The organism is Thalassospira sp. UBA1131, from assembly GCF_002311515.1.
Classification (GTDB): Bacteria; Pseudomonadota; Alphaproteobacteria; order Rhodospirillales; family Thalassospiraceae; genus Thalassospira.
The window spans coordinates 11,041-26,155 of the sequence record NZ_DCAO01000113.1; the positions used below are offsets into that span (position 1 = coordinate 11,041).

The following is a 15,115-nucleotide window of genomic DNA, read 5'->3' on the forward strand; positions in this document are numbered from 1 at the left end:
ACATCGGTGGAGCGCAGGGCATCAAGCAACGAGGTTTTACCATGGTCAACGTGGCCCATGACAGTCACGACCGGCGGACGACCAACAAGCTTCGCGTCATTGTCATCTACGCTGACCAGTGACTCTTCAACGTCAGCATCAGATACACGTTTGACGTTGTGACCGAATTCTTCGACCACGAGCTGTGCGGTATCCGGATCAAGCGACTGGTTAATCGTTGCCATGACGCCAAGACTCATCAGGGTCTTGATCACGTCTGCGGCACGTTCAGCCATACGGTTGGCCAGTTCCTGGACAGTAATAACGTCCGGGATTACCACATCACGCACGACTTTTTCCTTCGGTTTTTGCGGACCCTGGGCACGCGCTTTGGCTTTGGCCTGCTGGCGTTTGATCGATGCCATGGAACGACGGCGACCACCTTCGTCACCGCTCATTGCATTATTGATAGAAAGCTTGCCACGACGACGGCCTTCGTCACCCTTGGTGCGCGCCGCACGGCCGGCTTCTTCTTCGGCACGTTTGCGGGCTGCCACGCGGGCATTTTCCTCGTCAATTTCCTTGCGGCTTTTGGATTTGCCATCTGCCGGTGCGGAACGACGACGTTCTTCGGGGACCAGCGGCTCTGCCGGTTCGCCCTGAATAACGGTTTCTTCAGCCTTCGGTTTGGCAGCCGGCTTCGGCTTGGAAGTCTTGCCTTTTGCCGTCGAAGCTGCAAGGCGCTGTTCGACTTCTTCCACAGACGGAGAGTCGTTTTCAGACGCAGCAGGTGCTTCTTCCTGTTTGGCTTCGGCAGCAGCCTTGGCTTCTTCTGCCTTGCGTGCTTCTTCCTCGGCCTTGCGCGCAGCTTCTTCGCGGGCACGGATTTCCGCATCCGCCTCGTCCTGCTTGCGGCGCTCTTCAGCAGCCTTCAAAGCAGCCATACGGGCAGCGCGTTCGCTGTCGGTCAGATTGCCATGATCATCAACCGCCGGACGCGGTTTCGGCTCTTCGACCGGCTCTTTTTTTGCTTCCGGTGCCGGCTTTTCTGCTGCCGGGGACTGTTCTTCAACGAGATCCTTCTTCACCTCACGGAAGCGACCGGATTCGTTCTTTTCGAAGGTACGCTTCTTGCGCACTTCGACGGTCACAGATTTTGACCGTCCATGCGAGAAGTTTTGACGAACCTGCCCTGCCTCGACCGTCTTGCTCAATTCAAGCTTCGATCTGTTGAGGCTCAGCGGTTTCTTCTCCTGATCGCGATCACTCATAATCCGTTCAACTTCCTCATTTCCTGCGGGATCGGGCACATACGCCGATCCTGTCCTGTCCGTCTGGCGCTCGTCTGATCTCAGACAGCGCGAAATCCTTCAAGCCGTTTGCACGAACGCCCCAACCGATTGGCAAGGCCTCCTGGCGCAACGGCCACATGTACTGCTTTTTCGCGACCAAAGGCCGCGCCGATTTCAGCAGCATCCAGAACGGAATAAATCGGCAGATCCCGGGCCTTGGCCTCGATCTTTGATTTTCCGTCTGCGGCACCATCGCGTGCCGCCAATACTAAGGCTGCGCCCTCGGCAATCTGGGCACGGGCCTTTTCAAATCCTGCAACAGCCTGTCCTGCACGCCGCGCCAGCGACAACAGATCGATGCATTTGCGCGTCAGCAGCTCTTCGATCCGGTCTGCAAGTGCGGTGTCGACCACGACTTTTTGTCGGGCCGCCCGGGCAAAGGCGTTCTTTGCACAGGCGGTATTTACCACATCCCGCGACGGGCACAACCATAATCCCCGTCCCGGCAGCCGTTCCTCAAGGTCGGGAACAACCGAACCATCCGGCCCGATCACAACCCTGAGAAGATCTTCCTTGTGCCGGACTTCGCCGGTGACAATGCACCGGCGTTCCGGAACCTCGGCTACCTTGCCGCCTTTACGATGCGACATGGCATCCTCCGATCGGCCTTAGGCCTCTTCGCTTTCCGCGGATTCTTCGGTCTCTTCTTCAAGACCTTCGAACCAGCCAAGCTTGCGACGGGCTTCCATGATCATGTCGTTGGCCTGATCCATGGTAATGGAATCGGCATCCCCGACATATTCGATCATCTCGTCACTGGCGAGATCCGCGAAATCTTCAAGGTTTTTGACATCGTTTTCACCAAGGCGAACAACAACAGCCAGCGACAGACCCGGGAATTCAACCAGATCATCGGCAACCTTAAGCTCTTCGCGACGTTTCTGAAGACGCTCGGCCTCTTCGGCAAGGAAGGTGCGTGCGCGGTTGCGCAGCTCTTCGGCGATTTCTTCTTCGAAACCTTCGATCTCAGCCAGTTCTGCCAGCGGCACGTAACCGACTTCCTCGATCGAGGTGAAGCCTTCGGCGACCAGGAGATGGGCGATAACTTCGTCAACATCAAGCGCCTTGATGAACATCTCCGCACGCTTGCGTGCTTCTTCCTGACGACGTTCGCTTTCGTCTTCCTCGGTCAGAATATCGATATCCCAACCGGTCAGCTGGGACGCCAGACGCACATTCTGACCACGACGGCCAATGGCAAGGCTCAGCTGATCGTCCGGAACGACGACTTCGATACGGTTGGTTTCTTCATCAATCACAACCTTGGTGACTTCGGCCGGGGCCAAAGCATTCACAACAAAGGTCGCCGGGTCTTCCGACCACTGGATGATGTCGATTTTTTCGCCCTGAAGTTCGGCAACAACCGCCTGGACGCGCGAACCGCGCATACCAACGCAGGCACCGACCGGGTCAATCGAGCTGTCCGAAGACAGAACCGAAATTTTCGCGCGCGAACCCGGGTCACGGGCAACCGATTTGATTTCGATGATGCCGTCGTAGATTTCCGGTACTTCCTGGGCAAACAGTTTTGCCATGAAGGTCGGGTGGGTACGCGACAGGAAGATTTGCGGACCACGCTGTTCACGACGGACATCAAGGATCAGGGCACGAACCCGGTCACCCTGACGAACCGTCTCACGCGGGATCAGTTCTTCACGGCGCAGGATGGCTTCGGCACGGCCGATATCGACAAGAACGTTGCCGAACTCGACACGCTTGACGACGCCATTGATAACTTCGTCCGCACGGTCCTTGTATTCCTCGTACTGGCGTTCGCGTTCTGCGTCGCGCACTTTCTGCACGATGACCTGTTTCGCGGTCTGGGCAGCAATACGACCAAAATCAATCGGCGGCAGCGGATCAATCAGGAATTCACCAAGATTGATGTTCTCGTCACGAATACGTGCCTGTTCGAGCGACATCTGGGTGAAATCGTTTTCGATTTCATCGGTGACTTCGATGTAACGAGCGAGTTTGATTTCGCCGGTTTTGCGGTCGATATGGGCACGAATGTCATGCTCGTGACCATATCTGGAACGGCCTGCCTTCTGGATGGCCTGCTCCATAGCACCGAGAACCTCGTCACGATCAATGCCCTTTTCACGGGCAACGGCATCTGCGACCTGCAAAAGTTCCGGCCGCGGCATTCCCGAAGTTGCTTCCATATCCAACCTCTATTCTGCGTTATCGTCATTCCGGCGGTCGCCGGTGACGTGCGCGATCAATTCATCTGTCAGGACCAATTTCGCTTTTGCGATATCGGCCAACGGCAACAAGACACGTTCGCCATCTACAATCAGGGCGACCGCATTATCTTCAATCCCATCCAGCACACCGCTGAAACGGCGACGACCATCCTTGGCCATCACCAGTTCGACCTTTGCCTCAAATCCCTTCCACACGTCAAAATGCGCGGCACGGGTCAGCGGGCGGTCGATACCCGGGGAACTGACTTCAAGGTGATAGGCACCTGAAATCGGGTCCTCGACATCCATCAGGGCAGAAACCGTACGGCTGATTTGGGCGCAATCTTCAACATTGATGCTGCCTTTTGCACCCGGGCGATCTGCCATGATCTGCAGGATGTTATGGTCCTGACCTGTCATCGAAACCCGAACCAGCTCAAAGCCCAGCGCGTTGATTGACGGCTCGATAATCTCAACGATTTTCGCCATCAACGGGTCTTTTAACTGTTGTCCAATCAGCTCAGCCATAAAGCGATGCCATACCCCAAAAAGCACAAAAGAGCGGGCGCAGGGCCCACTCTTTGTCAGAATTTACAAAAAGCTTGGCGGCCTTATACAGCCGGTTTACGCAAAAATCAAGTCAGGATACCGGCTGCCGATGCCATTCAACCTAAGGATTCCGCCCGTGACAGCAAACCGCGGACATGCATCACAGACGACATCAAAACACTCGCCCCCGATGGCCCGGCGGACACTGTGCGCTGCCAACCCTTCAAACGCCTGCACAGCCTGACTTTTGTCTCGTTCGAGGGCGCCGGACAAAACATGTTTGGGGCGCATAGATACCTCATCCACATCCAAAACGGTGGGACGAACATGCTTTGCCTATCTTCATGAAACAGTAAAGTCAGGACGCCGTGATCACCCCGTCATGCCGGAATCGCAGCTCTGCCCTGAACCTGCCGACTCCCGTCAGACAGAATCCAAAGGAAGCAATGATCAGGACTGACGTGGCTTGCGGCGGAACCGGAGATAGTTGCACTTCTTGCCCTGACGCAGCGCCTTTTGCTCATAGCGGGTTTTGACCCAATCGCTTGGCGGCGTGCGCCAATCATCCGGGCCTTCGGCCAGCCATTCGAAATCCGGATGGTTATGCATGTGCTGCAACGTCCAGGAAATATACTGCATATCGTCACTGGCGACCCGGAACTCAGCCCCGTCTTTCAGAAGACGGGCAAGCAGCGCCAGATTCTTGGGTCCGATAAAGCGGCGCTCAGCATGACGCTTCTTCGGCCAGGGATCGGGAAACAGCAAAAAGGCCCGATCAAAACAGGCATCAATCAGCTTATAAAGCAGCGGGCGCGAATCATCGGCCACCACGCGCACATTGGTCAGACTACGCTCATCAAGATGGCGCAGCAGGCTGCCCACCCCGTCCATAAACGGCTCAGCACCAATAATCCCCACCGTCGGATTGGCCTCGGCCTGACCGGCCAGATGCTCCCCGCCGCCAAAGCCGATTTCAAGCCACAGTTGTTCGGGCGTGCCATCGAAATAGCTGTTGGGATCGACCCCGGCTGCGTCGGGATAGGTAATCCCGATCTTTGGCAGCATGGCATCCACAAGAGCCTTGCGAGAATCCTTAAGCGGACGGCTGCCGCGACGGCCATAGAAATTCGGGCGATCAGGGGTCGGAAGCGGACGGTCTTTGTTGCGCATGGTCGTTTCTGTCGATCAGGGTCGGAATTTGTGGATCAGGCGGACTGAAAATCAAAACGGGCGGCCCGAAATGTCCGGACCGCCCGCCTCTTATCACGTCATGCGATTTTGGCAAATCGCACTTTTTAACGCGCTTTCTGCCAATCAGGCACCAAATGCCGATTTCAGGTCGCTGACCAGATCGGTGCGCTCCCAGGAGAAGCCACCATCGTCGGTCGGCTGACGGCCAAAGTGACCATAAGCAGAAGACTGCGTGTAGATCGGACGGCACAGCGACAGATGCTCGCGAATGCCACGCGGGCTGAGATCCATCAGCTGACGCAGAACGTCACCAAGCTTCAGTTCGTCAACATTGCCGGTATCATGGTTGTTAACGTAAAGCGCCAGCGGCTTGGACACGCCAATCGCGTAAGCAAGCTGAATGGTGCATTTTTCGGCAAGACCAGCCGCAACAACGTTTTTCGCAAGATAACGCGCAGCATAGGCAGCCGAGCGGTCAACCTTGGTCGGATCCTTACCCGAAAACGCGCCGCCGCCATGCGGGGCCGCACCGCCATAGGTATCGACGATGATCTTACGACCGGTAAGGCCGGCATCACCGTCAGGACCACCAATCACGAAACGGCCTGTCGGGTTGATGTAGATTTCATCCGCCGGCGGCATCCAACCTTGCGGAAGGGCTGCTTCGATATAGGGCATAACCAGCTCATGAACATCGCGCTGCGAAAGGCCGTCGGCATGCTGGGTTGATACAACAACCGAAGTCGCCGCAACCGGCTTGCCAGCAGCATAGCGCAGGGTTACCTGGCTTTTGGCATCTGGACCGAACTGCGGCACCTTGCCGGAGTGGCGGTCAGCGGCCATGGCGCGCAGGATACGATGCGAAAACTGGATCGGGGCCGGCATCAGTTCATCGGTTTCGTTACAAGCGTAACCAAACATGATGCCCTGGTCACCAGCGCCAAGGTCTTTTTCACCAGCGGAGTCAACACCCTGCGCGATATCAGAAGACTGTTCATGCACATGGCATTCGATCTCGGCCGTCTTCCAGTGGAAGCCATCCTGCTCGTAACCGATTTCACGGATTGCCTGACGGGCCTTTTCGATCATGACCTCTTTGCTCACGCTTTCAGGGCCCCGAACTTCGCCTGCCAGAACCACACGGTTGGTAGTCGCAAGGGTTTCGACGGCAACGCGCGAATCTTCATCCGCGGCAAGAAAAGCATCAACGATGGAATCAGAAATGCGGTCACAGACTTTGTCCGGATGACCTTCCGAGACGGATTCACTGGTAAATAGATAATCGGAAAGAGACATGATAAGACCTTCTCCGGTAATGGGTTTCCAAAACTGGACCGGAGGGCTCCCGATACGAGGCCGTATCGATAGCGCCCACTTAGCCTTTTTTTGTGTGGTGGCAAGCGGTCCAAATCCGTCCACAATGGTCAGTCCGGGTCGAACTGTCTCGTCGGTTGTGCCCGATCGCTATTTGAAGGTCAAGCATCATTGACGCAAAACCGTAATCCCGACGGCAGTGCATCCGGGGTGGTTGTGCTCAAAAGACAAAGACGTAATTCACGGTCTGTGAAATACGTCTTTTGCCCAAAACCATCGGTCGAACCGACTATTTCTGATCGGAATCAGTGCCCTGCAATGCACCCATCGATTTGACGAGTTCAAAGATTTTCTTGCGCTGGTTCGGATCGGTAATCCGGTAGTAGGCACGCACCAGTTCAAGCGTCTCGCGACGGTTCATCGGATCGTTGTCAAACGGGTCCGGACTTTCCGACATTTCCCGACGTTCATGCACCGATTTCGACGAAATCTCGTCGGGCATGTCGTCAAAGAAGAATGATACAGGCACTTCAAGAACCCGCGACAGGTCATACAGACGCGATGCACCAACGCGGTTGGCACCACGCTCATACTTCTGTACTTGCTGGAATGTCAGGCCGATCGCTTCACCAAGCTTCTCCTGGCTCATGCCAAGAAGAGTCCTGCGCAAGCGAACACGCGCACCAACGTGAATATCGACAGGATTTGGAGCACCACTTGCGGTCCGGCCACGGCCCCGACCGCGTGTGTTCTTTACCATCTTAGTTTCATCCTTAGGCGACATTTTATGGCAGTTCCTTCTCTCACTCCGGCCTATCCGTCCTTGTTTTGAGGGACAATTTCTGGACGGTTTGGCAAAATTTTCAGCCGCCTAGAGGGATTTTGCGTTGCGTTTATATCCCATAGCGAGAACGGCAAAGAAGGTAACAATACCGTAAAATAGCAAGTCACGCCACAAATAATATACTGTTGTATGGTTTTTGTTACTCGAAAGGGGGTGCACCAAGATTCCCCTCTCTCCTAAACCCAAGTCTGTAAGCTTGCGTCCGTAGGCATCGAAGACAACCGATACCCCGGTATAGGCTGCCCTTACGAGGGGGCGACCCTCCTCGATGGTGCGAAAACGGGCTGCAGCCATATGTTGATATGGGCCTGCGCTGTGTCCAAACCACCCGTCATTGGTGACATTTAAGAGCCAGTCGGGTTGATGATCGTCGTCAATCACCGCTCCCGGGAAAATAACCTCATAGCAAATCAGCGGCGAGAAACTCGGCATCCCGTCGACAGACAAGGTCTGCGGCCCCGGTCCGGCTGAGAAATCTGTTCGCCCTGCTGTCAGTTTCGGGAACGGCAGGATGGATCTGAACGGTACATATTCACCAAATGGCACCAGATGAAACTTGTCAAAGCTGGCGACAATATGACCGGTGGCATCAATCACCTGAATGGCATTCCAGACCTTGTATTCATCCGTGTCACGCGGATAGGTCCGGGGTGCCCCGGTAATCAGGATGTCATCACGCCCCAACACACCGGCCATTTGCATGCGCGCCTGTGTCTGGGTCTCAACAAAAAAGGTCGCAGCCGTTTCCGGCCAGATCACGATGCGTTTTTGATCCGGACGCAGGGTTTCCGGTCGGCGCGACATATCAAGCAGCAGCGAGAAATGCTGGTTTTGCAGTTCGGGTAGCCATTTTTCCCGCTGGGGGATATTGGGCTGAACAATTTGCACAATCGGCACGTCGGCTGGCAGCTCTGAAAGGGCAACCTCGGTCTCTGCGGGCCCGACCATCATCAGGCGCACCGCACCGCCACCCCAAAGGGCGACCGTAATCATGACCCCGCCGAGGGCTGCTATCTTGCCGGGTTTTCCGGCAACAAAGGCCGCAGGCAAGGTTGCAAAAAGGGCTGTGACAAAGGAAAGACCATAAACCCCGACAACCGAAGCAAACTGCATGGGTGCCGCATCAATGGCCCAAACATGGCCCAAAAGGTTCCATGGAAAACCGGTCAGGATATGACCGCGCAGATATTCCACCACCACCCAGAAAACGGCCAGCAACATGGCACGCCGGATCAGGCCATTGCCCAAACGCCAGCTCGCCCAAACGGCCAGCATCGGAAAAATCGCCAATCCGCCACCAAGCCCCAAAAGGGCAAACGGGATCATCCAGCCATAGATTTCGGGCTGCACCAAAAAGGCATGACTGACCCAATAAAAGCCGGCAGCAAAATGGCCGGTGCCAAACCACCAGCCGGCAGAAAGCGCACCCTTGTTGCAACGGACCCCCTCAAGGCTCCAGAGCAAAACCGCAAAGCAGATTGGTAAAACAGGGATGATAAAGAAAGGCGGCAGCGCCAAAACCGCCACCGCACCAGACAACAACCACACAAAACGCCTGCGCCAGCCTGAAAGACCGGCAAGTCGGCGCGCCATGGCCTCAATCATCCGCTTTTTCCTGCTTTTCGATGGCTGCGGCAGGATCCTCATCCTCCCGGCGTATCATATGAATACGCAGGCGGCGGATGCGTCTTGGATCGGCATCAAGAACTTCGAACTGAATACCGCTTGGATGTTCAATCAATTCCCCGCGCGCCGGAACGCGCCCCGCCAACGAGAAGACAAGACCACCAAGCGTGTCGATGTCTTCGTCTTCATCCTCGTCAAGCAGTCCAAAGGACAGCTTCTCTTCAAGGTCTTCAACCTCGAAACGGGCATCGGCGATGTAACAACCATCCGAAAGGCGGATCAGTTTGGGTGTCTGGTCGATATCATGTTCATCATCGATCTCGCCGACGATTTCTTCCACCAGATCCTCGATGGTGATCAAACCATCAATCCCGCCGAATTCATCAACAACAAGCGCCATGTGCGTCCGCGACAGCCGCATTTCCGACAGAAGATCAAGAACGCGAATGGCCGGCGACACGAACAAAACCCGACGCAGCAGCGACTGCAGGCTGAATTCCCGACCGGCAGCAACACAGCCCAACACATCCTTGATGTGCACCATGCCGGCAATGTCATCAAGGGTATCGCCATACACCGGAAGCCGTGAATGGGCCTTCTTGACCATCACCTCGACCAGTTCTTCAAGTGCAATGGTTTTGGCAACCGCGACAATATCGGCGCGCGGAATCATGACGTCCTCTGCCGTCATGTCGCGAAGTGCAATGATGTTTTCAAACAGGGAACGTTCGTGAAGCGAAACCGGCTCTTCATCCTGTTCGGTCCGCTCGGCGAGTTCTTCAAGCGTATCGCTGAGCGAAGCTTCGCCGTTGCGGGATTTGCCACGCTTGAACCCCAGGGCCGAGGCCACGTTATCCCATAAGGAGCCGTTTTCAGCGTCCTGAATTGTATCCTCGCCAGTGCGAGGGCGCATACTCTCGTGGTCGTCGTCGCGTTGACTAGAGTCGTTCATGGGTCGGTTTCGACATCCTATAATTCAAACAAACCGTGTGCAGGCCTACTAAACCGGTTCATCTTCAATCGGTTCGTAGGGATCATCAATCCCAAGTCCGGCAAGAATTTGACGTTCAAGTTCTTCCATCTCTTCGGCTGCATCATCAACCATATGATCGTAGCCGACAAGATGTAGCGTGCCATGAACAGCAAGATGAACAAGATGATTTTTCAATGGCTTTTGCTGTTCGATGGCTTCGCGCGCACATGTTTCGCGCGCAATCACGATATCGCCAAGCATCAAGGGCATATCTGGCGCCATCATAAAGGCATCGGCATCCTCGGCACTTTCAAGGGCGGCAAAGGACAACACATTGGTCGGTTTGTCCTTGTCGCGATAATCACGATTGAGGATCTGAACCGATGCATCATCTGACAAACGCACCCCGATCTCGATCACCGGGGCAACCGACAAAAGAGATGCACCATCGCCTTCATCTTCGGTCCCGTCGGTCGGCACCGCGTTGTCATCCCAAAGGGCACCGTCGCCAAGCGCACCATCAAGGGCCGCGATCACGGCGGCTTCGATGGCCGCGATCTCGTCCTGATGCCAGTCGCCTGCTTCGACCTCAAGATCCAGTTCAAGCGGTGCCGTCATCACCCGCATCCCTGGCAGCGCTGTCCTTGTCCCCGCGATAGCCCTTTTTCAGGCGATCACGCAGGGCATCCGCCGCGTCATAGGCCTGGACAATCTTGGTCACAAGGTGATGGCGCACCACGTCACGCTGATCGAACTTGATCGTGGCAACGCCTTTGACATCGCCAATGGTTTCAAGTGCATCTCGCAAACCTGATTTCGTGCCATCGGGCAAATCGATCTGTGTCATGTCGCCGGTCACCACCATGCGCGATCCTTCGCCCAGACGGGTCAGGAACATTTTCATCTGCATCGGCGTGGTGTTTTGCGCCTCGTCCAGAATGACAAAGGCGTGCGAAAGGGTACGACCACGCATGAAGGCCAGCGGGGCGACTTCGATCTCGCCACTTTCCATGCGTTTGATCACGACATCCCCCGGAAGCGTGTCATGCAGCGCGTCATAAAGCGGACGCAGATACGGATCGACCTTGTCTTTCAGATCACCCGGCAAGAAGCCAAGGCGTTCACCGGCTTCGACTGCCGGACGCGACAGAATAATACGATCCACCTGACCAAGAATAAACGCCTGCACCGCCATCGCGACCGCAAGATAGGTCTTACCGGTACCGGCCGGGCCAATACCAAAGATCAGCTCGTTATCAAGGATCGCCTCGACATAGTCTTTTTGGCGTTTGGACCGCGGCGAAATCCGGCGTTTTTTGGTCTGGATCGTAAGGCGTGATCCACCAAACATATCCTTGGTCTGGCCGCTCCAGGGATCGGTTTCGTCCGGTTCGGACAGGCGCACCGCACCTTCCACCGTTTCGACATCGATATGATCGATTTCCTTATCACGCAGGCGCGCATAAAGCTGCGCAAGGACCTTTTTGGCCTGTGCAACCTTGGCCGGATCACCGGCCAGCATCACCACAAGGCCGCGGCTTGAAACCTGAACACCGGTCCGTTCAGACAAGCGCGTCAGGTTTTCGGCCTGCGGGCCATACAAAACCTGGGCAAGCGCGTTGTCCTGAAACTCGATCTGATCGGAATCCTTGGGTGCGTGTTTGGTTTTGGTGTTGGTCTTGCTTTTCGTGGGGGTGCCGCTCACGCAACGTTCCTTTCAGATTTCTGGTCGTTTCGGGTGGCGTCGACCAGTTCGCCGCCAAGGGAATTAGGCAGCGCTTCGGTAATTTTCAAGCGAACGATCTGTCCAAGGGCTGATTCCGGCAAACCGCTGACATGAACTGGCTGCATATAGGGGCTTTTGCCCACCAATTGGCCATCATACTTGCCCCGGCGTTCCAGAAGGACATCCAGCTCCTTGCCGACACTGTTCTGGTTGAACACCAACTGCTGTTCAGCCAGCAGCGCCTGCAGGCGCATGATGCGTTCGGTTTTGACTTTTTCAGGCACCTGCAGCTCCATCGCCGATGCCGGAGTTCCCGGGCGCGGGCTGTATTTGAAACTAAATGCCTGAATGAAGGTAATGTCGCGAACGATCTCCATCGTGTCTTCGAAATCCTTGTCGGATTCCCCGGGGAATCCGACGATAAAGTCCGAAGACAGCGCAAGATCAGGGCAGGCATCCTTAAGCCGTGCTGCGATATCACGGTAATCCGCATTGGTATGTTTGCGGTTCATCGCCTGCAAAACGCGATCGCCACCTGCCTGTACCGGCAAATGCAGGAACGGCATCAGCTTTTTAAGATCGCGATGCGCCGAAATCAGATCCTCATCCACATCGCGTGGATGCGACGTGGTGTAACGAATACGATCAAGCCCGTCGATTTCAGCCAGCTCGCGCAGTAACCGGCCAAGTGTCCATTCGCCGCCATTCGGTGCCTCGCCGTGATAGGCATTCACGTTCTGCCCCAAAAGGGTCAGTTCGCGCGTGCCATGGGCGACAAGTTGCTTGGCTTCGCGGATGACATCGGCACCGGGGCGCGAATATTCCGCCCCGCGGGTATAAGGCACAACACAGAACGTGCAGAACTTGTCACAGCCTTCCTGAATGGCCAGAAACGCTGAATAGCCCTGTTTTGAAACCTGCTCTGGCAGATGATCAAACTTTTCCTCGGCCGGGAAATCGGTATCGACGATGCGGTTACGACCAACCGCGCGATTGGCACGTGCAACCATTTCCGGCAGGCGATGATAGGTCTGCGGGCCAAACACCATATCGACCATCGGTTCGCGCTTCATCAATTCGGCCCCTTCGGCCTGCGCGACGCATCCGGCAACGGCGACAATCATCTTGTCGCCGCCATTGGCTTCCTTGGCTTCCTTGTGCTTGCGCACGCGGCCCAAATCAGAAAATACCTTTTCGGCGGCCTTTTCGCGGATATGGCAGGTATTGAGGATGACCATATCGGCCCCCTCGGCACTGTCGACCGGCTGGTAACCCAGCGGCGCCAGTACATCCTGCATGCGCTGGCTGTCATAGACATTCATCTGACAGCCATATGTTTTTACAAAAAGTTTCTTCGGTTCAGTCACGCCAGATCCGTTTCGCTCTCTCAAAACGCCGAAAAGCGGTGTGATCACTCACACCGCGCCTGAGTTCCGAACAATCGGTGATCGGAACTCCTCGGACATCTCGTTATCTGAAATCCCGGTCAGGTGAAACCGAATTTCACATCAACCGGGGCATTATACGGCAAAACGGTCAGGAGCCGAACTGTCGATCCGGACCAAACAGTCGAAAATCTTCCGAAATGATCGCAAGCGGCGAAAACCCAATCAGCTCGCCCGACAGATCACTGTCAATCAACTGAACCGGCACACCCTGATGCAGGCCACGCAAAGCTGCCTGATGTCCCTGGGCAACACGGGCTTCACACATCCGGGCAAGTTCCTTGCGTGATCCGGCTGCATCTGCCAGCGTCACAGGCGGATGGACAACAATCTCAACCGTCACCTTGCCGAGCGCGAGAAACTGCCACAAATGCGGGGCCAAGTCCATATCCCCGTACCAGGAATAAAATGCCCGCAAATCGCGACCGATCGGCGCACCGTCAAGACGGGTGGCTGCAATCGAAATAGGTTGGAATTTGACCGGCGACCCATCGGGCATCACACGCTCTGCCGCGGCAAACAGGGTCGATTTAAACGGCAACACACGGTTACCGTCGTTGCTTGTCCCTTCCGGGAACAGGATCAGCTTGTCACCATCGCGCAAACGCTGACTTAGTTGACCGTTCTGTTCGCGGGATCGGGCCGCACGGCGTTCGATAAAGGTGGTGCGTGAAAGTTTGGCAAGCAAACCAAACACCGGCCAGTCGGCAACTTCGGTCTTGGCGATAAAGCTGCCACGGGTCAAGGCACCCAGCACCGGGATATCAAGATAGGATGCGTGGTTGGCAACGATCACACCCGGCCCGTCCATCATATCAACACCCGAAACCCGGACTTCGATATGCAGGATGCGCAGGCAAAGGGCGTGATAGAAACGCGGCAGTTCTTCAGCCAGCTTCAATCGTGCGGCAATTGCCACCATCTGCACCGGCAACAAAACCAGTGTCAGAAGCACATAGGCCATCAGGCGGATGGCAGCGCACACATAGCAGTTCACGATACCCTCGCGGTGCGTTCGTAATGCTTGTAATAGCGATCGGTTACCTTTTCGGTCGGCAACACGATGCAGATGTCGGTGGTGTTGAACTGATGGTCGACCACTGCCCCGTCACCGACAAAACCACCCAGACGCAGATAGCCCTTGATCAGCGGCGGCAAATCACGAAGTGCTTGGCGCTGATCAATGCCATCGATCTCGGCACGCATCATCGGCTCGTAACGATCAGCAATCGCACGCGGGCGCATGTCTTCAGGGGCAAGGTGATTGTGATGCAGATAGGTCAGGACATCCTTGAAGGCATCCGGATCGGTGCCATGGAAGGACGCGCAGCCAAACATCAGTTTGATGTCGTATTTGAAAACATATGCCGCAATCCCCTGCCACAGAAGCTGCAAGGTCGGCATGGTGCGGTATTCGGCTTCGACACAGGAACGACCCAGTTCCATGATCTCGCCGGTATCTTTCACCGCATTAAGCATGCTTTCGATATGGTATTCATCAGCACTGTAAAAGCCGCCATGCTCGTTGGCTACTGACTGGCGCAACAGGCGATAGGTACCAACAACCGCATCGGCACCGGCACCGCGATTGTGATCGAGAACAAGCAGATGATCGCAGAGCGGATCATAGTTATCGAAGTCGCGCTTTTCGGCCGCCATTTCCTCTGTCGGTTTGGCGCCGCGTTCTTCATAGAACACTTTGTAGCGAAGCTTCTGGCTGGCGAGAATTTCGTTTTCATTCTCGGCAAGGCGAACCTCAAGCCGCTGAAGCTGCTTTTCGTCACGCATGACAACACCCTTTCGTTCAACTGCACGGATTTTGCGCAAGAACGGCGTGAAGAGCGAGTGAAGGCTTTGTGAAGAACAGGTAACAAAATTATGAAGGCCACTTGCCTGTTTCAGCAAGTGGCCTTGAAAACTGTAAGTTCAG

14 protein-coding genes are annotated in these 15,115 nt (G+C 55.5%); all 14 read right to left on the reverse strand.

Annotation, left to right across the window (positions count from 1 at the left end):
• On the reverse strand, positions 1 to 1,250 hold a 1,250-nt coding region (locus B3Z49_RS19330), incomplete at its 3' end, for an IF-2-associated domain-containing protein (protein WP_296993822.1).
• A gap of 80 nt (positions 1,251 to 1,330) precedes the next feature.
• Positions 1,331 to 1,921: an RNA-binding protein gene (locus B3Z49_RS19335; protein WP_008888871.1), complete on the reverse strand. Its 591-nt coding sequence runs from the start codon at positions 1,919 to 1,921 to the stop codon at positions 1,331 to 1,333.
• Between the two features lie 18 nt (positions 1,922 to 1,939).
• Positions 1,940 to 3,496: a transcription termination factor NusA gene (gene nusA / locus B3Z49_RS19340; protein ID WP_296993829.1), complete on the reverse strand. Its 1,557-nt coding sequence runs from the start codon at positions 3,494 to 3,496 to the stop codon at positions 1,940 to 1,942.
• Between the two features lie 9 nt (positions 3,497 to 3,505).
• A complete protein-coding gene (gene rimP, locus B3Z49_RS19345) occupies positions 3,506 to 4,006 on the reverse strand; it encodes a ribosome maturation factor RimP (RefSeq protein ID WP_008888869.1) in 501 nt (166 codons plus the stop codon).
• A 510-nt stretch (positions 4,007 to 4,516) separates the two neighbouring features.
• Entirely contained in the window at positions 4,517 to 5,236 is a 720-nt protein-coding gene (trmB, locus tag B3Z49_RS19350; protein WP_296993834.1) for a tRNA (guanine(46)-N(7))-methyltransferase TrmB, read from the reverse strand.
• 144 nt (positions 5,237 to 5,380) lie between these two features.
• Positions 5,381 to 6,553 (reverse strand): methionine adenosyltransferase, encoded by a 1,173-nt coding sequence (gene metK, locus B3Z49_RS19355; RefSeq protein WP_296993836.1) that lies wholly within the window; start codon positions 6,551 to 6,553, stop codon positions 5,381 to 5,383.
• Positions 6,554 to 6,860: 307 nt separating this feature from the next.
• Positions 6,861 to 7,331: a helix-turn-helix domain-containing protein gene (locus B3Z49_RS19360; RefSeq protein ID WP_008888859.1), complete on the reverse strand. Its 471-nt coding sequence runs from the start codon at positions 7,329 to 7,331 to the stop codon at positions 6,861 to 6,863.
• A 111-nt stretch (positions 7,332 to 7,442) separates the two neighbouring features.
• Positions 7,443 to 9,020 (reverse strand): apolipoprotein N-acyltransferase, encoded by a 1,578-nt coding sequence (gene lnt / locus B3Z49_RS19365; RefSeq protein WP_296993839.1) that lies wholly within the window; start codon positions 9,018 to 9,020, stop codon positions 7,443 to 7,445.
• A complete protein-coding gene (locus B3Z49_RS19370; RefSeq protein ID WP_063086104.1) occupies positions 9,013 to 9,954 on the reverse strand; it encodes a hemolysin family protein in 942 nt (313 codons plus the stop codon). Before B3Z49_RS19370 ends, lnt begins: the two co-directional genes overlap by 8 nt.
• A gap of 87 nt (positions 9,955 to 10,041) precedes the next feature.
• Positions 10,042 to 10,632: an rRNA maturation RNase YbeY gene (gene ybeY / locus B3Z49_RS19375; RefSeq protein WP_296993842.1), complete on the reverse strand. Its 591-nt coding sequence runs from the start codon at positions 10,630 to 10,632 to the stop codon at positions 10,042 to 10,044.
• Complete coding sequence (locus B3Z49_RS19380; protein WP_296993844.1) at positions 10,616 to 11,719, reverse strand: PhoH family protein; 1,104 nt, start codon at positions 11,717 to 11,719, stop codon at positions 10,616 to 10,618. Before B3Z49_RS19380 ends, ybeY begins: the two co-directional genes overlap by 17 nt.
• Positions 11,716 to 13,107 (reverse strand): tRNA (N6-isopentenyl adenosine(37)-C2)-methylthiotransferase MiaB, encoded by a 1,392-nt coding sequence (gene miaB / locus B3Z49_RS19385; RefSeq protein WP_296993846.1) that lies wholly within the window; start codon positions 13,105 to 13,107, stop codon positions 11,716 to 11,718. The genes B3Z49_RS19380 and miaB overlap by 4 nt, the downstream gene beginning before the upstream one ends.
• Positions 13,108 to 13,276: 169 nt before the next feature.
• Positions 13,277 to 14,182 carry a lysophospholipid acyltransferase family protein gene (locus B3Z49_RS19390; RefSeq protein WP_296993849.1) on the reverse strand — a complete coding sequence of 302 codons (906 nt, stop codon included), beginning with the start codon at positions 14,180 to 14,182 and terminating at the stop codon, positions 13,277 to 13,279.
• Entirely contained in the window at positions 14,179 to 14,973 is a 795-nt protein-coding gene (locus B3Z49_RS19395) for a GNAT family N-acetyltransferase (protein ID WP_296993851.1), read from the reverse strand. Before B3Z49_RS19395 ends, B3Z49_RS19390 begins: the two co-directional genes overlap by 4 nt.
• Positions 14,974 to 15,115 lie beyond the last annotated feature (142 nt).

Bases quoted from the DNA above. Each gene is read 5' to 3' on its own strand.
- trmB (WP_296993834.1), bottom strand. From the start codon at position 5,236: ATGCGCAACAAAGACCGTCCGCTTCCGACCCCTGATCGCCCGAATTTC.
- rimP (WP_008888869.1), bottom strand. From the start codon at position 4,006: ATGGCGAAAATCGTTGAGATTATCGAGCCGTCAATCAACGCGCTGGGC.
- B3Z49_RS19370 (WP_063086104.1), bottom strand. From the start codon at position 9,954: ATGCGCCCTCGCACTGGCGAGGATACAATTCAGGACGCTGAAAACGGC.
- nusA (WP_296993829.1), bottom strand. From the start codon at position 3,496: ATGGAAGCAACTTCGGGAATGCCGCGGCCGGAACTTTTGCAGGTCGCA.
- B3Z49_RS19335 (WP_008888871.1), bottom strand. From the start codon at position 1,921: ATGTCGCATCGTAAAGGCGGCAAGGTAGCCGAGGTTCCGGAACGCCGG.
- B3Z49_RS19360 (WP_008888859.1), bottom strand. From the start codon at position 7,331: ATGGTAAAGAACACACGCGGTCGGGGCCGTGGCCGGACCGCAAGTGGT.
- ybeY (WP_296993842.1), bottom strand. From the start codon at position 10,632: ATGACGGCACCGCTTGAACTGGATCTTGAGGTCGAAGCAGGCGACTGG.
- lnt (WP_296993839.1), bottom strand. From the start codon at position 9,020: ATGATTGAGGCCATGGCGCGCCGACTTGCCGGTCTTTCAGGCTGGCGC.
- metK (WP_296993836.1), bottom strand. From the start codon at position 6,553: ATGTCTCTTTCCGATTATCTATTTACCAGTGAATCCGTCTCGGAAGGT.
- B3Z49_RS19395 (WP_296993851.1), bottom strand. From the start codon at position 14,973: ATGCGTGACGAAAAGCAGCTTCAGCGGCTTGAGGTTCGCCTTGCCGAG.